The 22,824-nt window shown below is 39.9% G+C and carries 18 protein-coding genes, 2 tRNA genes and 1 pseudogene; 5 read left to right on the top strand and 16 right to left on the bottom strand.

Going from position 1 to position 22,824, the window contains the following annotated elements:
• Positions 1 to 117: 117 nt before the first annotated feature.
• From ACWIUO_RS06175 to glyQ, 14 genes are all read right to left on the bottom strand, one after another.
• Positions 118 to 1,179 carry a methionine ABC transporter ATP-binding protein gene (locus ACWIUO_RS06175; protein ID WP_454177039.1) on the bottom strand — a complete coding sequence of 354 codons (1,062 nt, stop codon included), beginning with the start codon at positions 1,177 to 1,179 and terminating at the stop codon, positions 118 to 120.
• Between the two features lie 116 nt (positions 1,180 to 1,295).
• Positions 1,296 to 1,382: transfer RNA gene (locus ACWIUO_RS06170), tRNA-Leu, on the bottom strand.
• A 144-nt stretch (positions 1,383 to 1,526) separates the two neighbouring features.
• Positions 1,527 to 1,611, bottom strand: a tRNA-Leu gene (locus ACWIUO_RS06165).
• 150 nt (positions 1,612 to 1,761) lie between these two features.
• On the bottom strand, positions 1,762 to 2,127 hold the full coding sequence (locus ACWIUO_RS06160) for a F0F1 ATP synthase subunit C (RefSeq protein WP_454177038.1): 366 nt from the start codon (positions 2,125 to 2,127) through the stop codon (positions 1,762 to 1,764).
• Between the two features lie 87 nt (positions 2,128 to 2,214).
• Positions 2,215 to 4,482: a polyribonucleotide nucleotidyltransferase gene (locus tag ACWIUO_RS06155; protein ID WP_454177037.1), complete on the bottom strand. Its 2,268-nt coding sequence runs from the start codon at positions 4,480 to 4,482 to the stop codon at positions 2,215 to 2,217.
• A 157-nt stretch (positions 4,483 to 4,639) separates the two neighbouring features.
• Entirely contained in the window at positions 4,640 to 5,557 is a 918-nt protein-coding gene (lgt, locus tag ACWIUO_RS06150) for a prolipoprotein diacylglyceryl transferase (RefSeq protein WP_454177036.1), read from the bottom strand.
• Between the two features lie 55 nt (positions 5,558 to 5,612).
• Positions 5,613 to 6,044, bottom strand: coding sequence for a hypothetical protein (locus ACWIUO_RS06145; RefSeq protein ID WP_454177035.1), 432 nt, complete (start codon positions 6,042 to 6,044; stop codon positions 5,613 to 5,615).
• Positions 6,045 to 6,061: 17 nt separating this feature from the next.
• Positions 6,062 to 6,763 carry a hypothetical protein gene (locus ACWIUO_RS06140; protein WP_454177034.1) on the bottom strand — a complete coding sequence of 234 codons (702 nt, stop codon included), beginning with the start codon at positions 6,761 to 6,763 and terminating at the stop codon, positions 6,062 to 6,064.
• Positions 6,717 to 7,772, bottom strand: coding sequence for an RluA family pseudouridine synthase (locus ACWIUO_RS06135; RefSeq protein WP_454177033.1), 1,056 nt, complete (start codon positions 7,770 to 7,772; stop codon positions 6,717 to 6,719). Before ACWIUO_RS06135 ends, ACWIUO_RS06140 begins: the two co-directional genes overlap by 47 nt.
• A 36-nt stretch (positions 7,773 to 7,808) precedes the next feature.
• Positions 7,809 to 9,329 (bottom strand): 3-deoxy-D-manno-octulosonic acid transferase, encoded by a 1,521-nt coding sequence (locus ACWIUO_RS06130; RefSeq protein WP_454177032.1) that lies wholly within the window; start codon positions 9,327 to 9,329, stop codon positions 7,809 to 7,811.
• A 191-nt stretch (positions 9,330 to 9,520) separates the two neighbouring features.
• Positions 9,521 to 9,862 (bottom strand): hypothetical protein, encoded by a 342-nt coding sequence (locus tag ACWIUO_RS06125; RefSeq protein ID WP_454177031.1) that lies wholly within the window; start codon positions 9,860 to 9,862, stop codon positions 9,521 to 9,523.
• 50 nt (positions 9,863 to 9,912) lie between these two features.
• Positions 9,913 to 10,686 carry a zinc ribbon domain-containing protein gene (locus ACWIUO_RS06120; protein WP_454177030.1) on the bottom strand — a complete coding sequence of 258 codons (774 nt, stop codon included), beginning with the start codon at positions 10,684 to 10,686 and terminating at the stop codon, positions 9,913 to 9,915.
• Positions 10,687 to 10,696: 10 nt separating this feature from the next.
• The gene (locus ACWIUO_RS06115) at positions 10,697 to 11,497 is read right to left on the bottom strand and encodes a Nif3-like dinuclear metal center hexameric protein (RefSeq protein ID WP_454177029.1); all 801 of its coding nucleotides are present in this window, start codon (positions 11,495 to 11,497) and stop codon (positions 10,697 to 10,699) included.
• Between the two features lie 62 nt (positions 11,498 to 11,559).
• Positions 11,560 to 12,450: a glycine--tRNA ligase subunit alpha gene (gene glyQ / locus ACWIUO_RS06110; RefSeq protein ID WP_454177028.1), complete on the bottom strand. Its 891-nt coding sequence runs from the start codon at positions 12,448 to 12,450 to the stop codon at positions 11,560 to 11,562.
• Between the two features lie 328 nt (positions 12,451 to 12,778).
• On the opposite strand from glyQ, the gene ACWIUO_RS06105 reads away from it, so the two are divergent.
• Together ACWIUO_RS06105 and ACWIUO_RS06100 are read left to right on the top strand one after the other, a co-directional pair.
• On the top strand, positions 12,779 to 13,009 hold the full coding sequence (locus tag ACWIUO_RS06105) for a hypothetical protein (RefSeq protein WP_454177027.1): 231 nt from the start codon (positions 12,779 to 12,781) through the stop codon (positions 13,007 to 13,009).
• Position 13,010: 1 nt separating this feature from the next.
• On the top strand, positions 13,011 to 13,139 hold the full coding sequence (locus ACWIUO_RS06100) for a hypothetical protein (RefSeq protein ID WP_454177026.1): 129 nt from the start codon (positions 13,011 to 13,013) through the stop codon (positions 13,137 to 13,139).
• 168 nt (positions 13,140 to 13,307) lie between these two features.
• Here ACWIUO_RS06100 and ACWIUO_RS06095 read toward each other — a convergent pair whose 3' ends face one another.
• Both ACWIUO_RS06095 and ACWIUO_RS06090 read right to left on the bottom strand, forming a co-directional pair.
• Positions 13,308 to 16,022 (bottom strand): TonB-dependent receptor domain-containing protein, encoded by a 2,715-nt coding sequence (locus ACWIUO_RS06095; RefSeq protein ID WP_454177025.1) that lies wholly within the window; start codon positions 16,020 to 16,022, stop codon positions 13,308 to 13,310.
• Between the two features lie 407 nt (positions 16,023 to 16,429).
• On the bottom strand, positions 16,430 to 16,855 hold the full coding sequence (locus ACWIUO_RS06090; protein ID WP_454177024.1) for a hypothetical protein: 426 nt from the start codon (positions 16,853 to 16,855) through the stop codon (positions 16,430 to 16,432).
• 464 nt (positions 16,856 to 17,319) lie between these two features.
• Between ACWIUO_RS06090 and hemH the strand changes: the two are divergent.
• From hemH to ccsA, 3 genes and pseudogenes are all read left to right on the top strand, one after another.
• Positions 17,320 to 18,309 (top strand): annotated as a pseudogene (gene hemH, locus ACWIUO_RS06085) (ferrochelatase); the annotation flags it as partial.
• A 247-nt stretch (positions 18,310 to 18,556) separates the two neighbouring features.
• A complete protein-coding gene (locus tag ACWIUO_RS06080) occupies positions 18,557 to 19,339 on the top strand; it encodes a thioredoxin fold domain-containing protein (RefSeq protein WP_454177023.1) in 783 nt (260 codons plus the stop codon).
• Between the two features lie 93 nt (positions 19,340 to 19,432).
• Positions 19,433 to 22,801, top strand: coding sequence for a cytochrome c biogenesis protein CcsA (ccsA, locus tag ACWIUO_RS06075; RefSeq protein WP_454177022.1), 3,369 nt, complete (start codon positions 19,433 to 19,435; stop codon positions 22,799 to 22,801).
• The last annotated feature ends 23 nt before the right edge of the window (positions 22,802 to 22,824 follow it).

Raw genomic sequence — 22,824 nt, 5'->3', positions numbered from 1 at the left:
AAAGCATTTTTTTAAGCATAATTTTTGCCACAGAGCTAGCGGAATTATTTGCCACAAAATCTATTAAAGCGTTTGTAAAATTGCTTAAAAAATTTATGTTTTTTGCCATATTATCCCTTATGTTGCTTGTTTCTCTTGGCTTGCTAAATGTGTAACAAGCAATCCTTTTTCTTGCAAATACTTGATAGAATCTTGCATTTTTTGCAAATCGCTAGAATTGTTTTGGCTAAATTCTACAAGCAAATGCCCAACCTTAGTCGTGCTAAGAGGCTCGATATTGCCTGCCAAAATATTGATTGTTGCGCCAAATTTTTGGATTACTTCGGTGATTAGGGGTTCGTTGATATGCTCGCCTACAAAAGAGATTTTATAGACATTGTTAGGATTTTTGATTAGGGAATTTGTGCCACTGCTAAGATTGCCACTGAAAAACTGCTCATCAAAAAGATGGGTAGGCATATATGAGAGTAGCTCGCGGGTTATGTGGTTTTGCGGTGCGCTAAAAATCTGCTCCACACTCCCCCTCTCCACTATCTCTCCCGCGCTCATCACGCAGGCTTTGTTGCAGATTTGCTGGACGACTTCGATTTGGTGTGTGATAAGCACGATAGTAAGCCCCAAATCCCCTTGAATGCGTTTAAGTAGCTCTAAGATAGATTTTGTAGTCTTGGTATCAAGCGCACTAGTAGCCTCATCGCATAGCAAAATATCAGGGTAGTTGCTAAGAGCGCGGGCTATGGCTACGCGCTGTTTTTGCCCCCCACTAAGCTGGCTTGGATAAAAATCCGCCTTTTCACTAAGCCCCACGATTTCTAGCAATTCTTTGACACGAGAGTCGATTTTGTCTTTTTGCCATTTTGCAATCTCAAGCCCAAAGGCTACATTTCCATATACAGAGCGCGAGGACAAAAGATTAAAATGCTGAAAAATCATACCGATTTTTTGCCGTTTTTTTTGGAGTTTTGCTTGGGAGAGGTTTAAGATATTTTCGCCATTGATAAAGACTTCGCCACTGCTTGGATTTTCTAAACGATTGATAAGGCGAATAAGGGTTGATTTGCCCGCACCTGAATAGCCGATGATTCCCATAATATCGCCTTTTTGCACTTCTAGGCTAAGAGGCTTTATCGCGCAAAATCCATTTGGATAAACTTTAGAGACATTGCGGAGGGAAATCATTGTTTATCCTTATTTGGTTATTTGGATTTGGTTATTTGGTGCAAAAATCATAAAAATCATAAGCATAAAAATCATAAGGAAGTTTAAAGGGAGTTTTAAATATTTTTGTGAATTTATGGTGCCGAAGGTCGGACTTGAACCGACACAGGGTTGCCCCTACTAGATTTTGAGTCTAGCGCGTCTACCAGTTTCACCACTTCGGCGTTTTGGATAGCATTTTGGAAAATCACAAATCAAAATGTATTTTTTGCTACGCTATCGCATTGTTTGTGATTGCTTATTGTTTGTGATTTGCGTTATGAGGGTGTATCGCAACTTTTTTGCAAACCTCAAAATGCCAAACTAGATGGTGCGCTGAGCGAGACTTGAACTCGCACGAGTTGCCCCACCACCCCCTCAAGATGGCGTGTCTACCAATTCCACCACCAGCGCAACAAAAATAAAAATCTAAATAACACAAGAATCTAAAAAGATTCTCTTTGCCACAGGGCTAAAATACGGCTAAATACGCTAAAAATGTCAATAAAAAAACCCGCTTAAAAAAGCCAAAGGCTACATTTAAGCGGGCATACAAAAGCTAAATTATTTTAGCAACGCGCTAAACGCATCAACGATTGCGCCTGAATCTGGTAAAAAAGGATTACCATAAATAGCGATAATCGCAAATACAAGCGTGTAGATAACTTGCGCTTCGATAAGTGCTAGCGCGATAAACATTGTCCCTAGCAATTTACCACCGATTCCCGGATTTCGCGCTGTGCCTGAGATAGTCGCAGCAGCGGCATTTCCCATACCGATAGCACCACCAAGCGCAGCGATACCAAGTCCTACCACACCGCCTGCCACAGACAATGCCATAAGAAGTGATAAATCACTACCGCTAAACACGCTCTCACCTGCAAAAGCAAAACCTACAAGTCCAAAAAACAAAATTCCAAGTGCTTTCATTCTTTTCTCCTTTCTAGCCTTTCGGATTTATCCCCTACTCGCGCTTTTTGAATGTGCAAATACGATTATGCCAAAACAAAGTTAAGATTACGCTAAAGCTAGCCCGATTTTGCCACGAAAAGTTTCTATAACTACGCATTTTAGAACTTGCCCTTGAGAGTATCGCTCTTTTAGTGGCGTATTTTCGCGCGGCAACTTGCTAATATGCAACAAACCATCGCCACCTTTTGGTAGCTCGATAAATAGCCCAAAATCTGCCACAGATTTGATTATGCCATCAAAAATCTCGCCTTGAGTGTAAGTTTCCTTAGGCGTGATAAGTGCTAGGATAAACGCCTTTGCATTGCTAATCGCCATAGAATCTAGCGCGTTTATTTGGATTTCGCCCTTGTCTCTAAAAATATCAATACTTACTCCAAATCGTTCCGTGATTTCTTTTATCGTCTTTCCGCCTTGTCCGATAATATCAGCGATTTTGGCACTTGGCACGGCAAATAATTCACTTTTTGGCAAAATCTCATCTTGGATTTTGATAGATTTGCACGCTTCTTGCATAATGCCTAAAATATGCTCCCTTGCTTCTTTTGCTTGATACAACGCTTCTTTTAAAATATCAAAATCTAATCCGCCTAGTTTTATATCCATCTGCATTGCGTTTATGCCATTTTTGCTTCCTGCTACCTTAAAATCCATATCCCCATCGTGGTCTTCTAGCCCCATAATATCCGTCAAAATCGCGTATTTTTTTGCGTTATTTGTAGAATCTTTTTTGCTAGATTTCGCGCTAGATTTTGTCTGCGCTTCATCGCATATAAGCCCCATAGCCACGCCTGCGACTAGCTCATTTTCTATCCCGCACGCCCTTAGTGCCATAGCCCCGCCACACACGCTTGCCATAGATGAGCTTCCGTTTGATTCTAGGATTTCAGAGACTAGGCGAATGATATTGCGACTTGCCCTATTGCTTGGCAGGCTAGATTCTAACGCTTTTTTGGCAAGATTTCCGTGTCCTAGCTCGCGTCTGCCCACTCCCCCTATCATACTTGCCTCACCCACGCTAAAGCTAGGGAAATTATAATGAAAGCTAAATTTTTCTTTTACAGGGGTGCTTTGAGGCTGGGGAGAGGCATTTACACCGCTAAAATCATCTAATATTTGCGCGTCATTTTCGCCACCTAGCGTGCAAGTAACAAGGGCTTGCGTCTCACCACGCGTAAAAAGTGCGCTAGAATGCACGCAGGGCAAGATATTTGTCTCAATGCTGATTTGGCGCACATCTTTTAGCCCCCTGCCATCAGCGCGGATATTGGATTCTAGCACCATTTTGCGCAGTTCTTGTTTTTTGTAGAGATTTAGCATTTCTTTTATGCAGGATTTTAGCTCTTTTGTTTGGGTTTCATCTAGCTCTGTGCCTGCGTTTTTGGATTCTAAGATTTTGGATTCTAGGATTTGTTTGGCGATAGAATCTATCTCGCTACTTCGTTCGGATTTGCTCATCGCTTTTATCGCTTCTAGCACGGGTTTTTTATAGTCTTTGGCGATTAGCTCATAGATAGATTCATTTACGATGGCTGGCTTTATGGGGAGGTCTAGGGTAGGGGCTTTGTGTGGTTTTAGTAGTTTGTCGTATTGTTTGCAGTCTTTTTGTATGGCATTTTGTGCTAGGGCAATCGCTTCAAGTAGGGAATCCTCATCGATGTATGGGTTAGATTGGCTAGAATCTATTTTAGATTCTGTGTTGGATTCTTTTGGGGTTTGTTTTTTGCCTTTCATTTCTATCATCAGCACATCTTTGCCACTGCCTGATACATACAAATCAAGGCTAGAATCTTGCATTTGAGAGTTGCTAGGATTTATCACAAATTTATTATTGATTTTGCCAACCCGAACGCTACTTACCGCAGGGATAAAATCTAGCCCCGATATTAGCAGGGCATTTGCCGCAGCGTGCAGAGCGCATACTTGCAAATCGCTCTCCCCCTCATAGCTAAGCGCAAAAATGCTAATTTGGGTTGGATAATAATAGCCCTTAGGAAAAAGTGGTCGCAAAGAGCGGTCTATGAGCCTAGAAGTCAAAATCTCAAATTCACTAGGCTTGCCCTCGCGCTTCATAAAGCCACCGGGGATTTTGCCTATGGCGTAGGATTTGTGGATATATTGCACTGTGAGTGGCAAAAACTCCTCTTGTCTTGCTTCATCATCTATCGTTACAACGGCTAGCATAATGGTTTTTTTGGACTCATACCACACACTTCCACAAGCTTGTTTAGCGACATAGTCTAGCTTGTAGGTTTCGTCTAAATTTTGCAGAGATACTTTTATGGATTTTGCCTGCGTTTGAGATTTGGGGTGCATTTTGCTCCTTTTTGACTTCTAATTTTTATCAACAAAAAAACGCATTATTTTAGCAAGCATAAACTTAAATTTATTTTATGATTGCACAAAAAATCAACATAAATTTTGTCTTTATTTTGAAAATTTCATTTTATTTGCATATAAAAGTGTATTTTTGCTATTTTTTGTTGATTTTGGCACAAAATCTATCTTTTATGCTATCCCACAAATATACATAAAATAAAATGCAAAATCCTGCAAATATCATAATCCCACACAAAATCTGCCCCATACTAAATCCGCTAAATCCCCCATCTATGCCAAAATAAAGCCCCATTTGCACATCTGGCTCCCTCCAATACTCCGCGATAAATCGCGCCACCCCATAGCCTATGCCATAAATGGCGATAAGCGCGCCACTTTTGCGCAAAAATCTAGCAAAAAACGCCACCACGACAAAAAGCACCACCCCTTCTAAAAAGCTCTCCAAAAGCTGGCTTGGGTAGCGAAGCTCGCCATTTACTAGGATTCCCACCATTTGCCCGAAACTATCATCATTTGGGACGATTCTGCCATAAAGCTCTTGGTTTAAAAAATTGCCCAGCCTGCCAAAAACATAAGCAAGCGGGACGCTAATCGCTAGCAAATCCATCAACTTCAAAAAGCCTTGTTTTTTGAAGCGACAAAAAAGCCACGACATAAGCAAAAATCCAACCGCCCCGCCGTGAAAACTCATACCGCTGATTCCTACAAAATTGCCATAGCTATCAAAGGGGCTAAAAATCTCTAGCGGATTTCTTAGATAATACATCGTATTTGTATCATAAATCAGCACATAGCCTATGCGAGCGCCCAAAATCACGCCCACTTCTGCCCACAAAAAATAGCTATCAATGGTGGATTCTGCGATGTCAAAACGAGTGGGATAGCGGCGGATAAAAAATTTGGCGATAAAAAATGCTAGGATTAGCGCGCACGCATAAGCGATACCATACCAATGCACTTTTAGCCCCAAAACGCTAAACGCCACAGGGTCAAATTGTGAATAAATGGTGTTCCAAAAGCTAAAATTTGCTTGATTAAAATCTGCTTGCAAAGTTGCTCCTTATCGTGTGGTTGTGCATAAAATTTAGTGTAATTTTCGCGTGCGATTATTGCGAATCTAAGACTTTGCCCTTTGTGGTAAGTCTAGGATCGGTGTCGATATTTATGTTAAAAACTTTGTTAAACTCGATATGCTCTAGCATACTTAGCAAACGATAATGATCAGTGGCTATGTCAAAATCATATTTGTTGTTTAGTTTTAGCTTTAAAATAAAGCCTAGCGCGTGGGTATTAAACGGATAGGCATTTACAAGCATAAGCCTAAAAAATGTATATTTTTGGATAGGCGTTATTTGTGTTTCCTCTTTTGGTTTAGTTGTGTCTTTGCTTTTTGGCATAGGCAAGGTGTGCGGATTGTCGATAAATTTTTCTAATGCGTTGTTTAGTTGGGATTTAAAAAGCAAAAACTCTTCATTGCTCTTTACTCGCCCAACCCAGCACACATAAAGCCTCTCATCTTTTAGCACGACACTTACCATTATTGCTCCTAAATGCTCTAAATTTTGGGCAGGATTCTCACGCGCAAAATCCGCTCTCTTGCGTTTAGAAAAAAGATTTTGGGTGTATCATAGCAGATTTTTTCTGCAAGATAGGCAATGACTTTGTTGCCTAGATGACTAGAATCTATGTGGCTAAAATCTTGTGATTGTAGCTCATAGTAGTGCAAAGAGTAAGTTTTAGGCGGGGTTATGGCAAAAGTCATAGTAGATTTTGGCATAGTAGATTTTGGATTTTTAGGTGGATTTTTGGTTATTTTTTCTGCGTTTTGTTTGGTGTTTTTTTGGGTGTTTTGTTTGTTGGGATTTTTTGCGTCATTTTTGGTGTGAAAATTTGCTAGTGTGAAGCCTGTTTTATAATGCAGTGATATTTCTACAAAATCGCTATAAACAAAGGCTTTTAAGTTGATTTTGCTAGAATCTATTTTTTCTAAATCTATATTTTTTAAATCTAATTTTGTGGATTTTACAAAATCCGCATTGCAGGAAGTTTTAGAGCTAACATTTTGGCTAGATTTTCTTAGTCCATATTTTAGCACATTGCTCCCTAGCTCCCAAAGTAGCGCGTATATATCATCGCTTGTAGATTTTGCGAAACAAAGGGCGTTTATGTTGCCAGATAAGATTTCTAGCCCATTTTCTAGCCCCACAAAGCTAGCTTCTAAGCGCAAATTCACTAGGCAACGCAGAGGTAAAAACATACTCAAAAATCCTAATCTCGCTAGCGTGTAGCATAAGCCTTGAAGCATTTAGCCCACCATAAAGACTATCGCCTAAAATAGGGTGTCCTATGGCTTGGAGGTGGGCGCGGATTTGGTGTGTGCGACCTGTGATTATTTGTGCTTCAAGCAGTGTTTTTTTGCCTTGAATAAATTTAGGCATTATGCGCGTAATGGCGGATTTTAGTTGGGTTTTGTTGTGCTGATTTGTGTCTTTGTTTGGGGTTTTGGGGGTGGATTTTGGGATTATGGCTATGGATTTTGCAGATTTGCCTTTTTTGATTAGCAGGGGCAGTGATATTTCGCATTCATCATTTATGATTCCGCTCACAATGGCGGTGTAGAGCTTATAAACGCGATTTTTGGCAAACTCATCTATGGCTTTTTTTGCAAAATCGCTACCATTTTTTACAAGCAACAAACAACCACTTGTTTGCTTATCTAGCCTATGAAGTAGCACCCATTCCTTGCTTTGTGTGTCTTGGCATTGATTTTGGATTTCGTAGCTATCCATAAATGCGGGCTTATCCACGCATAAAATATCCCTATCTTGGTATAAAATCCGCATTTCTTGGATTTGTGCTATGTGAAATTTGGTGCTTTTTGGCAGGGGGATTCTAGCAAGTGCTAGCTTTTTGCCATTTACGCTTACAAGCCCTCTATCGATGAGGGATTTTGCTTTTGCGTTTGAAATATTTAACTGCTCGCTTAAAAGTTTGTAGGCTTTTTGCTCTTTGTTTGAGGGTGGATTTTGCGAAGTTTTTGTAAGGCTTTTTTGTGGATTTTGTGGATTTTTTATCGTGCTTTTTTGCGGGTTTTTTTGCGTGCTTTTTGCAGGGCTTTTTTGCAAATTTATTTGAGTAGATTTTGCGTTTTTTGCAAATGTGTTTGTGCTTTGTTTTGTGGATTTTGTGCTAGCTTTTTTTGTCGCTTTTTTTATTGTTTTGTTTATGGGGTTTTTTGGTGTTTTTTTTGCGGTCTTTTTTTGCATTTTTGTTTCTTTTTTTAGATTTTAGCTAGCGCGATTTTAGCGCAATGCGTTGTTTATGGATTTTAGCAGGATTGATAATGAAATATTAGAGCTATCAATGTGGCTTTTTTGCAATGATTGATAATCTTTAATGGTTGATTCTAGCGTATCTTGCGCGATGATATAGGCATTTTTGACCTGCGCAAAAAGGGCTTTTTGGTTAAAAATATGCTCCCCGCTTATAAGCACATTTTCAAAATACGCTGGCTCTAATGGATTATGCCCGCCGTTTTTGCTAAATGCACCACCTAAAATGCTAATATCTGCGATTTTGTAGAGATTGTTTAGCTCGCCTAGCATATCCACAAGCAGGATTTTTGCCTCCCCTCTAAATGCCTTTTCATAGCCATCGCTCAAACGCGTAAAATGCAGATTTTTGGATTCTAGCAGTCTTGCCACTTCGCCAAATCGCTCGGGGTGGCGCGGGATAATGGCTAGAAATTTATCGCTAGATTTTGCTAGATTTTTTTTAGAATCTAGCGTAGAATCTAGTGGGGTTTGCAATCGCTTTTTTGCTCCAAAATCTTTTTTTTCAAAATCCACATTTTTAGATTCTTTATTGCCAAAATCTTTGTCATTAAAATTATTTCCAAACGCATTGAGAAAGGCTTGCAAGATGATTTCTTCTTCGCCACTATGTGTGGAAGCTGCCAAAAATAGCACTCCATTTGGCTTGGCATAATTATGCGTGATTTGCGGGGGATTGTGCGTTTTTAGATTGCCTATGGTGTGGATATTTTTTCCCCCTAGCGATTCTAAGCGGGATTTGTCCTCATCACTTTGGGCAAAAACGCTATCAATGAGCGCAAAAATATGACGATAAAAAAAAGCAAACTTGCGATAGCGCGGGAGGGAGCGAGATGAGATTCTAGCGTTTATTAGCATTGTTTGGGATTTTAGTGTCTTAGCTAGGGCAAAAAGATTTAGCCATAATTCTGCTTCAAATACGCAAAGCAATCTTAGTGATGAAATATTTTTGCTAGTGCAATCGCTAGATTTTGTGTCGTTTTTAGAATGAGATTTGTTGCCAAAAAAACATTTTGCATAAAAAGGCAAAAAGATTTCAAAGGGCAAAAATTCTACGCGCACATTTTCGCTATCTGCGTAGGTCTGCTTTGCTAGCGTGTAGCCTGTGTGCGTGATAGTGGTGAGTAAAATCTGCAAGTTTTTGGGTCGCAATTTGGGATTTTTAGATGTGGTAGAATCATTGTTTGTGAAATCTCGTTTGGCATTTTTTTGTGCTAGCTCATTAGGATTTTTGCCTAAAAGAAAAGCCATAATGGATTCTAGCGATTTGACTTCGCCATAAGAGCAGGCGTGTAGCCACACTTGCGGGGTGAAATTTTGGCAAAATCTTTGCGCAGAGCTTAGCCCAAAAAATCGCAATATAGGAAAAACAAAGGGGAAAAATCTGCGCGGAATCGACAATCTATGCTTGCGCTTAAAACTTGTCAAAATCAACAAAGGCAGGCTAATAACATACAAAATCAAACACGCAAAAAGGTAAAAATAGCGCAATGTCGCCCCTTATTTTGGATTTTATGGATTTTGGTGTGGATTTTAGATTTTTTGCTTTTTTGTTGTTTTTTGCTTATTTTTTTATTTGTTGATTTGTTTTCTTGTCCGCTCTATCAAAATCTTATCGATTCTTTTTCGCAATTCTTCATCGTGCGCACTTACCTCCCATTTAGCTCTTAATTCGCTAGAGCTTAGCTTGCTAAGGGGGTCTGCTTTTTCTTTGTCTTGTTTGTTTTGTTGGTCTTGTTTTTGGGCTTGCTTAGGTGTTTGTTTTTGTGTGGATTTTGGCTTTGTGCTGTGTCTGTTTTGTCGCTAGGATTCCACCGCGAAAATGAATAAAACGCCAAAATAATCAGCAAAATAGCGATGATAAATTTCGCCACCCCCGCAAACAAATGCCATAAACTTGCTAAAAAACTGCTCCCGCCCTCTCTTTGCACTCGCCTAGATTCTAAAAAACATACAAAAATTAGCCCCGCTAGATTAAAGATTAAAACAATGATGATATATCCCAACAGGCGCAAAAAACTCATCGCCAACCCTCTTAAAACGCAATCTTTTTAATGCTTAATTGCGCATTATGCTATGCTTCTTGTTTTTCTGCCTTGCTTTTTGTTTTTTTCTTGCTTACTTCAGGGGTGCTTACTGCGATATCCTCGGTAATGTATAAAATCCTACCGCAATGTGGGCAGTTTATGATTTCGCTACTTTGCAAAATATCAGAATACAGCTTGTCATTTAGACGGATAAAGCACCCGCCACACGCTTGTTTTTTGACAGGGACTACGCTTGAGTCTTTTGCCCATCGGCGTATTTTTTCATAAAAAGTGATGACTTTTTGGTCGATGGAGGCGATATGCACCTCTTTTTTCTTAAAAATCTCTTGTTGTTGGGCTTTGATTTGGCTGATTTCTTTTTCGCAGATTTCTTTGGCTTCTTTGATATTTGCGCTTAGTTTTTCAAGCTCGGCATTTGTCTCATTTACCTGCGTTTCTCTGCTAGCTATTTCTTTGTTTAGTCGCTCTATTTCGTTATTAGAATGCCGAATCTGCTCTTTTGCCAAATCCTCTTCTATGGCTAGAGTGCGCGCTTCTCTATCGGAGCGAGGCTCGATTAGTCGTTGCTGAATGTCCTCTATTTTTTTAGAATTATCGCTGATGATAGTTTCATTGCGCGTGATGGTTAGCCTTGCTTCTTCTTGCATTTCATCGATAGCGCGAAGTTTTGCTTCTTGCTTTGCTTTTTCGGTTAGTAGTTTGTCTAGTTTTGCCTGTCTTTCTTGGACTTGCGGGTCTAGCGCGTCTGCTTCTTTGTCGATTTTGGCTATGGCGATAAGCTGGGTTAGATTTTTATTCATCGTGTTCCTTTCATACATAAGAAAATGGGGAAAAATTATCTAGCATTATACAATTAAGGCGTTTATTTTGCAAATGATTATGCAATATTTTTGCGAAATGTCGCTCGCTAGCATAATGCGTGGCGTCTATCAAAGCAATATTGGCACATTTAGCACTCATCGCATCGTGGTATTTTATATCGCTAGTGATTAGACAGGCGTTATTTTTTGGATTTTGTGGCGTGGATTTTGCATTTGTGGCAAAATCTGGTTTTATCTCGCCTTTTGCGATTTTGCTCCAAAAGCTAGCCGCACTGCCACAGACAAAATACACTTGCGACACCATAAAATCCTCTTTTGGTGTGCTATAAGCGATATGTGATAAATCTAGTTTAGATTTTATGAGATTTGCTAGAGTGGCGATGGGCGTAGGCGCAGTGGGGCAAAATCGCGTGAGATTATCACTACACACGCTAGCATCGCTAAATCCTAAAATCTCTTTTGCGAAATATTCATTTAAATGTGTTTTGTCAAAATTTGTGTGCGTGGCGATTAGGGCGCAGTTTTTTTGGATAAGTAGGCGCAGGATTTTGGCTGGATAGTGTGAAGTATCAAAAGATTTTAGCGGAGAAAAAATAAGCGGGTGATGTGTGATAAGCAGGCTATTTGGCGGTAGATTTGTAGCGATGTCTAAATCCGCTTCAAGGCTTATAAAAATCTCGCTTATTTCTTGGCTAGAATGTCCTAGATTGATTCCGCTATTATCCCACGATTCTTGCAGGGCAAAGGGGCTAATGCTATCTAAAATCCTATAAATCTCTTCAAGTTTCATTTTTTCTCTTTTTGTGGATTTTATCGTGTGCAAATCTTGCAAAATCTTATTTAGATTTTGGGCTATTTTGCACTTGCTAGCCGTGCTTCTCGCATTCCCTCTTGCTCTTTATACAGCACAGCGCACGCTTTGGCAAGCTCGCGGATTTTTAGGATATAGTTTTGTCGCTGTGCGACCGAAATAGCCTTGCGCGCATCAAGCACATTAAAATAATGGCTTGAAAGCATAGTGTAATCATACGCGGGCAATGGCAAACCAGCCTCTAAGCACCGCTTCGCCTCGCCCTGCGCGCTATCAAACGCGCTAAAAAGCATCGCACTATCAGCCACTTCAAAATGATATTTGCTAAACTCAAACTCACCCTCTTTATGCACATCTTTGTAATACACGCGCTGTTTGAGAGAATCTAGCCCCCAAAAAATATCAAACACGCTCTCCACACCTTGAATATACATCGCAAGTCGCTCCACGCCATAAGTGATTTCCACCGCCACAGGCTCGCAGGGTAGCCCACCAACTTGCTGGAAATAAGTAAATTGCGTAACTTCCATACCATCTAGCCACACTTCCCAGCCTAGCCCCCACGCGCCAAGCGTAGGAGATTCCCAATTATCCTCCACAAAGCGCACATCGTGCTTAGTCGTATCGATACCAAGTTGCTTTAGCGACTCTAAATACAGCTCTTGGATATTGCTAGGATTTGGCTTTATAAGCACTTGAAACTGATAGTAGCTCCCTAAGCGGTTTGGATTCTCCCCGTAGCGTCCATCGGTGGGACGGCGCGATGGCGCGACATACGCGACACTCCACGGCTTAGAATCCAAACTCCTAAGCAAAGTCGCAGGGTGAAATGTCCCAGCCCCCGCAGGAATGTCATAGGGCTGGACTATCAAACAACCCTGCTTAGCCCAAAACTCTTGCAACGCTAATAAAATCTCTGAAAAACTTCGCACGAAATGTCCTTATATGCTTACTTGCAATGCGTAAATGCGCAATAAAACAAAAAATCTAAATGCCAAAATCAACGCACAAAAATCCTAAAAATAAACCCTAGAATTGTATAAAAAAATGCTTAATGTTTGATTTAGATTTTATTCGTGTGTTTATTGTCGCGTTTATTAGCGTTTTTTGTTTTAGATTTTGTGAAGTATTCAAAGTTTTTAAGAAATTGTGTTGTTTTTTGCAGTCATTTTGTAGCCATTTTTGTAGTCATTGCGAAAAATTTTTGAATGTTGCGAGATTTTCAAATGTTGCAAAAATTTTCAATGTCATTGCTAGATTTTGCATTGCCGTCATTGTGAGCGTGGCTACGCCACGCGTGGCAATGACAGCATTGAAAATTCTCGCAATGATAGCAACACTTTCTATACTACCGACTTTTGTCATACTGCAAACACTTGTCATACTGAGCAAAGCGAAGTATCTCAAAATGTCAATAAAAACAGAGATATTTCGCGCTCACGCACTCAATATGACAATAAAAGAGAAGCTTTGTTTTCTACAAAATCGTAGTATGACAGCAAGCATTGTAGTCATTGCGAGCGAACGCAGTGAGCGTGGCAATCTGCAATGTAAAATAGGCAAAGTAGATTGCCACGCATTAGATTCTGCTAAAAAAGCAGAATCTAATTGCTCGCAATGACAGCGTGGATTACCACGAATCCACAATTTTTGTCTAGGTCGTAGATTTTCGCAATGACTGATTTACCCACCCTTTTTATCCCCTCCGCAAAAGAGTGAGAATCTAAAAGAGTGGGGAATCTAAAAAAGGGGAGAATCTTTTACATTCATTGCAAATGCAAATTATCGCCTAAAAATCATAAGTCAAACTAAGATAGTAGCGTCTGCCCTCGCGGATATAGTTGTAGTTGTTTGCCCACGACATTGTGCCGTTTGCGTTTGATTGATATTGCTGATAATCCACAAAGTTTCTATTAAGTAAATTATATATAGCAAAGGTTATGCGCAAATGCTCTGTGGGGTTGCCATAAAATCCTAAATGCGTTAGCAAAATCGGCTTGTAATATTCGCCAAGTGTGGCTGCTGCGGTGTTTGGCGTGTTTGGATTCCCGCGATAGAGATGTGTTTTTACCTCTTGTCGTATATATGCGCCAAAATACTTGCTATCGTAGTTTATGCCTGCATTCACACTATGAAGTGGGATATTGGTAAGTCTTTGGTCTGTGCTACCTGTCGCGCCTTGTGCGGTGCGAGAGATATAAGTGTGATTGTATGTATATGCCGCGTTTGCGCTTATCTCACCATAGCCTACGCTTATTGGCTTTAATCCTAGATAGATTTCTGCGCCATAGGATTTTGCTTCGCCTAGATTGGTGTAGTATGAGCAGCTATAGTTGCCTTGTGCGCTACAAATCTGCCCCGTAGTCCCCACCACACTTCCTATTGCAAATCCACCCACGCTTGTGATTCTGTCTTTGAAATCTGTGTAGAATAATGTCATACTTGCATTAAGATAATCATTTTCGGACAACATAGACACTTCGTAACTCACGCTAGTTTCTGGCGTAAGTTTTGGATTTCCATAAGTTGGCTGTTGCCCACTTGCTGAAAAACTTACTACACCATTTACGAGATTGTTTAGAGCAGGGGTTTTATATCCTGTGGATACGCCACCCTTTATAGCCACTCCATTTTGAAATTTATATGAAATATACGCACGCGGAGAAAAATTTGCCCCAAATAATGAGTTAAAATTCCCCCGCCCACCAAGTGTCAAAAACACTCTATCAAAAAGCATTAGCTCGCCTTCTGCGAAAATCGCACCGATATGCTGGTCTTTTAGTGAGCTAGCACCTTGCGCGACTACGGCTAATAATTTATCATTAAAGGTATTATACCAATACCTGCCACCTACACTTAGATTTAGCCCACCCCACGAGCCAAAGCTAAAAAGCATTCTGTCTTTGTGGTCAAAAATAATATCTTGTGCGATTAAGTCTCTGTCATCGCCTGCGGTTACGCCATTAAATGTCTGTTGAAGTGGATTTTGTGCTGTGCCTAAATTTCCATTTGGTGTAGATGTGCTAAAAGGCACGGTGCGTCCGTCATTTGACATTCTATTGTATGACAATGAGTTATCTACTTTTAGCGAAGTGAATATAGAATCTGGGCGATACACATAGCTACCGCTGTGCGATAAAATCGCATTTGTGCGGAAAATGTTGTAATCTGGGTCATAGCCATTTAATCGCCTTAGGTTATTTGTATCATTTCCCGGACGCCAATTTTGACTCCAATTTGATAGCAACAAACCATCGCTATTATCAAAAAGCTGTGCACCATAGTCCAAATCCACATAGACGCTATCGCGTGGGGAGTTGCCCGTTAAAGCAAGTGAATTCCACTGCAAGCGTCCGCCGATATTATACATTTGTCCGGGTGCTATGCCTACAAGCGTGCTAGCTTGCGCTGTATTGTTGCTTTGATGAGGAAGCATAAGATTTTTTAGCGGGACGCCAAAGCGCGCATATTGACTCCCACGCAGAGTTAGCCCCCAATTTTTCGCACTATTTAGCGGTCCTGCGGTATAGAAGCTAAAGCCCTGCTGATGTCCAAACCGCTTTTCTTCTTGCAAGGTGGTGTTAAGCTGGAGACTTGCGCCCCATTTATCAAAGTTTTTCTTTGTGATGATATTTACCACACCGCCCATAGCATCGCTACCATAGAGCGTAGAAGCGGGACCACGGATTACTTCGATACGCTCAATGGCACTCATTGGCGGGATAAAGTAATTTACCGCGCTTCCATAGCCATTTGGGAAAAGTGAGTTACCACCTGAATTTACACGATTGCCATCGATTAGGGTAAGCACATCAGTTGAGCCACGAATAGAGATATTATACCCGCTTGACTTAGAAATACCGCTATCTATGCTGACACCGGGCACATATTGTATCGCTTCGCCCAAATCTCGCACAGGACGGCTCATCACTTCTTTTGGGCTTACCGTGCTGATACTTGCAGGGGCTAGGGTGTAGTCTTGCTCAAAACCACCTGCGGTAACGACAACTTTTTCTAGTTGCTTTGCTTCTAGGTTGTCGTATTTTTTGTCTTGTTTTAGTTTGTTGTATCTTTGGGTAGAATCGGTGGATTTTGACTCGATGGGATTTGTAGAATCTGTATTTGTGGAATCTGTATTTGCAGAATCTAAGGATTTAGAATCCACATTGTCATACTGGGCAAGGCGAAGTATCTTATTTTGTGTTTTTGTGCTATTTGTAGATACTTCATTTTTGGATATTTTGTTGTGCTTGTCGCAAGACTCATTGTCGCAAAGAGATAGATTCCCACGCATTTTAGATTCTTTAGAATCTAAAATGTTCGCAATGATAATATTGCGTGAGTTACTCTCTCTCTCTCTCTCTCTCTCGTTATCCGCGAAAGAAAGCGAGCTAGCTAGGCTAAGCCCCAAAGCACAAGTTGCCATAAACTTACTAGGATTTTTACCAAAAATAGATTCTGTTTTAGAATCTAGCGCATTAAATGCGATATGTGAGAGATTCATAAATGCTCCTTTTAGATTTTGATAGTTTGTCTTAAAAATAAAACAAACGCAGGGCATTATAATCATTTAAAATAAAACTGCGCTTAATTCTTATAAACTCTCAAAATGATGTTTATAATGAGAAAGATTCGTTTTTTTGGTAGTTTTGAGGGGATAAAGTGTGGAATGTGTTTATTTTGATTTTAGTGGATTTTAGGATTTAGACTTCGCTAGAAATGCGCTATTTAGGCGATTTGACAATATAAGTAAATGAAAATTTATCGTTGTGAAGCAAAAGTGAAAAAATAAAGATTTTGCTAATTTTGCTTATAAGGTTATGAAAAGATTAGCGACATTGCAAGCAAAATCTAAAATCTGCAAGCAGTTTTTGTAGCATAAATGTAGCATAAAGTAGCATAAAATTTGCCTCACGCAAAAATCCTAAATGTAAAAACCACCGCCCCTAGCAAATCTAGCGCGTATAAAATCTTGCAAAATGTTATGTAGCTTAGCATTTTTGCTTCGCTAGTTTTTGCGATTTTTAGTCTTTTTAGTCGTATTATCTCGCCTGCAAATACAAATGCCATAAATCCACACATTGCCCACACACGCGCACTCATAGCCCATTGCACGCTTGCCAAAATAAATACCCCTGTAAAGCTGCCAATGCTTACAAGCAAAAAAATGATAGGCATTACAAACCAGATTTTGGTGATGACTTTTTGGTAGGTTTTGTAAGTAAAAAGCGTGTAGAGATTGATAAGAAATGGGATAGGGAAAAACCCCATAAAAAAGGCGTGGAAAAACACCATATCATTAAATGCTTTTGCCACCATATCGACTTCATTTGGCATATTTGCTCCTTTTTAGCGGTTGTTGCGTTTTTGGCGTTGTGTAGTTTTTGTATAGATTTGTATCGTTTGAGTGCTAAAAAAAATCGTATTTTAGCAAATCTATACTTCAAAAATCATTCAAAAATCATTGAAAAAAACTTGAAAAATCTTTCAAAAATTCTTGCAAAAATCATTGCAAAAACTTGCAACATATTTGGCAAACCCAAAATCACAAAAAGCAAAAATCGCAGGTTATAAAAATTTATGAAAAACATTTTGCGCTGTTTTGTTTGTAATATTTTGCTTAGATTTTGCTAAGATTTTGGTTTTGTTTTAGGCAGAGTTTTTATAAACGCAAGGTTTTGACAAATGCAAGGTTTTCACAAATGAAAAATATATCCACACAAGACAAAAACCCCCAAAAATCCACAAAAAAATATAGCAAAGAATCAAAAGATTCTAGCCAAAAAAGCACAAGTGGAAAAATCTACCCACAACATAGCACAAGTGGCAAAAGTGGCAAATCTACTCCCAAAACCGCAGTCGTGCTTCTAAATATGGGAGGACCCACGGATATTGCGGGTGTAGAGCCGTTTTTAAAAAACATTTTTGGCGACCCGCTTTTGTTACCGATACGAAATAGCCTAGTTCGCAAAATGGTGGGTAGCATAATCGTATCCAAAAGGCTAGAATCCGTCAAAGAAAACTACCGCAAAATCGGCGGCTGCTCCCCGCTAATAAAGCACACTTTCGCCCTTACCAATGCGCTAAACGCGCTAGATTCTAGCAAGATTTACACCTATGCTATGCGATATACGCCACCTTTTTGCCAAGAAGTGCTTAGTGATTTGCAGGCGCGTGGCGTGGAGGATTTGGTGCTTTTTAGCCTGTATCCGCAGTTTTCTACGGCGACTGCGTATTCGTCTTTTTTAGATGCAAAGCGGGGGCTAAAAGCCCTAGAATACGCTCCCCGCGTTAGCGTGGTGGAGCATTTTAGCGATTATGTGCCGTTTTATGAGTTTATCGTAGATGAGATAGTCGCTACTTTGCAAAAAAACAACGCACAAAATCCAAGCGAATTTGTGCTATTATTGTCCGCGCACGGATTGCCTCAAAGCCTAATTGATAAGGGCGATTGCTATGTGGAGCATTGCGAAAATGGCAAGCGCCTCATAAGCCAAATCCTAGAATCTAGGGGGGTAAGATTTGCAAACATACTATTATGCTACCAAAGCAAAGTAGGACCTATGCGCTGGATAGAGCCTAGCACAAGTAGCACCATCACCGCAAACAAAGATAGCAAAATCATCATTTATCCGCTAGCTTTTAGCATTGATAATTCTGAAACAGATTATGAGCTAAAAATCCAATACAAAGAGTTAGCGGATTCTCTAAAAATCAGTGATTATATCGTGTGTGAATGCCCAAATGACAAAGAGGGCTTTGCAAAAATCATCATAGATTTGGCAAATGACGCACTAAAAAAGCACGCAACACAGCAAATATCCCCCGCCACTGCACGAAAAAAATCAAAATTTTTGCAAATCAAAAATCCAAGCAAAAAAAATGCTTCAAAAACATACAAAGAATCTAACAACAAAAAATCTAATGCAAAATCTAAATCCCACAAAAGCAAAATCAACAAACAAGACAAACAAGGAAAACAAGTCAAAATAGCCACAAAATCCCACAAAATCAAACCCACAAACAAAGGAAAATAAAATGAAAAAAGTTTTTGACATATCGCGCAAAAAAATAATGCCAAATATCCCCCTTGCAAATAAATCTTTTGCAAAACGCCAAATCATCAAACGCCAAAAATACGCAAAAAATCATTTTGCAAATATGATTTTTGTGCCGTTTTTTGGTGCGTTTTTGGTGCTAAATATGTTTTTGCTAAACGGTTGCAAGGACGAGCATAGCCAAAACCTAGAATCTAGCGAACTAGATAAAAACTCATATTTAGGGTTAGAGCATATTTTTAGGGATACTAAGGAGATTAGCCCAAATGGCAAGTATATGCTTCTTATTTTTGGGGCAAATGGTTGCAAATATTGCGAGAGGCTAAAAAATGATATTAAGCAAGATAGCGAGCTGCAAAGGATTATAGGGGAGGAATTTAGCGCGTATTATATCAACCTAAGCTATGCCAAAATCCATAATTTTATAATCAGCAATACGGAATCCAAAATGGATTCTAAAACAGAATCTAAAACCGCCTCAAACACCACGCAACACGGCATAAAAGAAGTCAAACTCCCCACCAAAAAGCTAGCCCAAATCTATGGCATTTCCCCCACGCCTACTATCGTGCTAGCTAGCAAGGAAGGGCAGAGTATCTTGCAATATCCTAGCTACTTGCCACCAGCGCAGTTTAGGGCATTGTTAGGATTTATCACAAGTGGAAAATGGAGTGAGGCAAAAGGCGATGAAAAAAAGCTATCAATGCTAGTGCAAAAAGAGTTGCAAAACGCATTTGAGAGAGATAATGAAGACACTCAATAATGAGCGTAAAAAATCTACTAATATTTGCAGGGCAAAATCTAGCAAATTTTAACAACTAAAAATAGCCACAAATCACAGCGACAAAGGAAAAAAATGAGATTCTTAGACAAAGTAAAATCCCTAAAAAATGCTTTTAAAAATATTGCGCAAAATCAAGTGCAAAATCCAAAAAATGAGGCTTTGCAAAAAGAGGCACAAAATTCTGCTAAAAATCCAAAAAATAAGATTTTAAACAATCAAACCCAAAATCTGCCCCAAAATCAAGCGACAAATCAAGCCCCAAACCCATCGTATTTTAGGTTTTTTTATTCGTTTTGGACGATTTTGCCTGTGGCGTTTTTTTACGCGCTATCTTGCGCGGTGGCGACTTTTATCGAAAATGACTATGGCACGATAGCCGCACGGGCAATCGTATATAATTCGTGGTGGTTTGTCCTGCTTCATATTTATCTTATTATTGCGTTGATTGCTAGTTTTATCCATTATCGCTCACTTCCTCGCAAAAAATACATTTCAGCACTTTTTCATTTTTCCTTTATCATTATTATCATTGGTGCGGGTGTTACGCGATATTTTGGTAGAGAGGGGATTTTTGTGGTTAGCGAAAATCAAAGCGCGGATTTTTTCTATTCAAGTGAAAATTATATAAATATTTCTGCGATTGATGAGAATTGGCAAAAAGCACAGCCACAATTTGTAAGCGCGGATATTAGCGTGTATGGGACATTTTTTGCCAAACCCAAAATCAATGAAGTTGTAGAGATTTTTGGCAAGCCTTTGCATATCGCTTCAAAAGACATCGCCCTAACGCCCCCAAATGATGAAAATCCCAAAAATAGAGAAATGCTTTTGACATTGGAAGTAAGATATAATGGCGACACGCAGGAAATATCGCTTTTGGGCGGGGCAGGTGGCTCAAATGAGCATAGAATCTTGCGCGTAGAAGTGGGGGGAATGAAGTTTGGATTTCATTGGGGGGCAAAAAAAGTGGCATTGCCTTTTAAAATCCGTTTGTTGGAGTTTGAGAAAAAAACTTACGCAGGCACGGAAAATCCCTCATCGTATGCCTCACAAATCGAAGTGCTAGATGAAAATGATAAGATTTTGTTTCCTTTTAGAATCTATATGAACCACACGCTTGATTTTGGGGGGTATCGATTTTATCAAAGCAATTATTATTTTGACGATGAGGTAAATGCCTACACAAGCGTCCTTTCAGTCAATAACGACCCCGGCAAAATCCCAACTTATATCGGCTATGCGGTGTTGATTTTGGCGGGGATTTTATTGCTTTTTGATAAAAATGGACGATTTCAAATGCTAGCTAGATTTTTAGAATCCACAAATAATGCAAACAGCGCAGAATCTAGCCCAAAATCTACTAGCAAAAATACAACTTCTAGCAAGGTTTTAAGTAGCATTAGTAGCGTGTTTATCGCATTTGCATTGCTAAATCTAACCCAACTTAACGCACAATCAAATCAACTTAACACCCAATCAAATCCCACGCAAAATCAACCCCAAAATATAGAAACTCACTCATCTGCTCCCAAAAATAATCCACAAAAAAAACTTGCGCCACAAAACGCCACTCCACAAAATCCTGCGCCACAAACAAAACAAGGCGCGCAAAATCCCACGCCAAAAAATCCCACCCAAAACAATCAAAATCCACACGAAAATCTAAGCGATTTGGAAATGCAAAATCTACCAAACGCAAATTCTCTAAACATAACCCCCGAGCTAGAAAAAGCCCTAAATGACGCACAGATTAGCCCGTATTTGATAAATGAAAAACATATCAATGAGCGAATAGATTTGCTAAAAGCAAATGCGGGGGAATTTCAAAGTCGTTTTGGCAAAATCCAAACGCAAGATTTTATGGGACGCATTAAGCCATTTGATACGGTGGCTATGGAATTTGTCCATAAAATCCACAAAAAAGACGGCTTTAATGGGCTTAGCAATGTCGAAGTCCTGCTAGGAATGATAGCGTTTCCAAATGATTGGAAAAAAGTCAAAATCATCGCCACAGATACGCCACGATTGCGCGAGATTTTGGGCACTCCAAAAGATGCAAAATATGTAAGCTGGCTAGATATTTATGATAGCGATTTGGGAGAATCAAAGCTACACAACTACCTAGCCGAGACTACTAGAATCCCGCAATCAGAGCATAGCAAGTTTGACAAAGATATAATCGCTGTTAGTGAGCGGTTTGAGATTTTTACCAATACCCAAAATCTTCTTAGCCTGCGTGTATTCCCCGATAGAGAAAGCAAGCGGTGGTTTTCGCCTAGCGAACTTATGGTGCTATATATGCAAAATATGCTAAATGATGAGCAAAAAAAGCTCTTTGAAATGCAATATTCTATCATCAATATGTTTGCCTTTGGCGTGCTAGAAGGGGTGGTAACAAACTCGTGGAAAAACGCAAATATCGCCCTAAAAGCGATAGAATCCTATCAAGAGAGCAACGGCGGGAGCGACTATCTAAGCCAATCGCAAGTAGAATGGGAAATAATCTTAAATCATTACAATATTTTTGAAAAACTCATTTTTCCTTATATGATTTTAGGTTTGCTAGGGTTTATCGTGGTGCTTGTGTTTATCGTGCGGGACAAGGCATTGCCAAAATGGATTTATTATGGAATCTTTGGCATTTTGGGAGTGTGCGTGCTAGCACATAGCTTTGGGCTAGCTTTGCGCTGGTATGTCGCAGGGCACGCGCCGTGGAGTGATGCCTATGAGTCGATGCTATATATCGCGTGGGCTAGCGGGGTAGCTGGCGCGGTGTTTTTTAAGCGATATATTTTGGCATTGTGTGCGGCTAGCTTTTTATCTGGCATAAGCCTTTTTGTCGCACACGCGGGGTTTATGAACCCACAAATCACAAACCTAGTCCCCGTGCTAAAATCGTATTGGCTAAATATCCATGTAAGCGTGATTACGGCTGGATATGGATTTTTGGGATTATGCTTTGTGCTTGGCGTTTTTAGCCTTATTTTGTTTTTGCTCCGCACAAATGATAAAAACAACATTGATAAGGCGATTTTTTCTGTGGGCGCGATTAACGAAATGAGTATGATTTTAGGCATTTTGTTTTTGACGATTGGCAATTTTTTGGGCGCGGTGTGGGCTAATGAGTCGTGGGGGAGGTATTGGGGCTGGGACCCAAAAGAGACTTGGGCGTTGGTTAGTATTGTGGTTTATGGCATCGTGCTTCATTTGCGCTTTATGGGGTTTGCAAATATGCCTTTTGTGTTTGCAAGCGCGTCTGTGCTGGCGTTTTATAGCATTTTGATGACTTATTTTGGGGTAAATTATTTTCTATCGGGCAAGCATTCTTATGCCTCTGGAGACCCTATTGTGATTGAATGGTATGTGTATGCGTTTGTGGCTTTCACGCTCGCACTTATCATTTCTGCGTGGCAAAAAAGAGGGCTAAAAAGCGCGTATTAGCACTGCTAAAATCTAAAAAAGGC

Source organism: Helicobacter sp. T3_23-1056 (assembly GCF_053654535.1).
The sequence above is the reverse complement of the archived record's forward strand: the minus strand, read 5'-3'. Positions and strand labels throughout refer to the sequence as shown.

What these genes read in the sequence shown, in the direction of transcription:
- ccsA (WP_454177022.1), top strand. Translation starts at nt 19,433, where the DNA reads ATGAGATTCTTAGACAAAGTAAAATCCCTAAAAAATGCTTTTAAAAAT.
- ACWIUO_RS06095 (WP_454177025.1), bottom strand. Translation starts at nt 16,022, where the DNA reads ATGAATCTCTCACATATCGCATTTAATGCGCTAGATTCTAAAACAGAA.
- ACWIUO_RS06125 (WP_454177031.1), bottom strand. Translation starts at nt 9,862, where the DNA reads ATGAGTTTTTTGCGCCTGTTGGGATATATCATCATTGTTTTAATCTTT.
- ACWIUO_RS06155 (WP_454177037.1), bottom strand. Translation starts at nt 4,482, where the DNA reads ATGCACCCCAAATCTCAAACGCAGGCAAAATCCATAAAAGTATCTCTG.
- ACWIUO_RS06160 (WP_454177038.1), bottom strand. Translation starts at nt 2,127, where the DNA reads ATGAAAGCACTTGGAATTTTGTTTTTTGGACTTGTAGGTTTTGCTTTT.
- ACWIUO_RS06080 (WP_454177023.1), top strand. Translation starts at nt 18,557, where the DNA reads ATGAAAAAAGTTTTTGACATATCGCGCAAAAAAATAATGCCAAATATC.
- ACWIUO_RS06140 (WP_454177034.1), bottom strand. Translation starts at nt 6,763, where the DNA reads ATGTTTTTACCTCTGCGTTGCCTAGTGAATTTGCGCTTAGAAGCTAGC.
- ACWIUO_RS06135 (WP_454177033.1), bottom strand. Translation starts at nt 7,772, where the DNA reads ATGCAAAAAAAGACCGCAAAAAAAACACCAAAAAACCCCATAAACAAA.
- ACWIUO_RS06145 (WP_454177035.1), bottom strand. Translation starts at nt 6,044, where the DNA reads ATGGTAAGTGTCGTGCTAAAAGATGAGAGGCTTTATGTGTGCTGGGTT.
- ACWIUO_RS06175 (WP_454177039.1), bottom strand. Translation starts at nt 1,179, where the DNA reads ATGATTTCCCTCCGCAATGTCTCTAAAGTTTATCCAAATGGATTTTGC.
- ACWIUO_RS06090 (WP_454177024.1), bottom strand. Translation starts at nt 16,855, where the DNA reads ATGCCAAATGAAGTCGATATGGTGGCAAAAGCATTTAATGATATGGTG.
- ACWIUO_RS06120 (WP_454177030.1), bottom strand. Translation starts at nt 10,686, where the DNA reads ATGAATAAAAATCTAACCCAGCTTATCGCCATAGCCAAAATCGACAAA.
- ACWIUO_RS06115 (WP_454177029.1), bottom strand. Translation starts at nt 11,497, where the DNA reads ATGAAACTTGAAGAGATTTATAGGATTTTAGATAGCATTAGCCCCTTT.
- ACWIUO_RS06100 (WP_454177026.1), top strand. Translation starts at nt 13,011, where the DNA reads ATGACAGCAAGCATTGTAGTCATTGCGAGCGAACGCAGTGAGCGTGGC.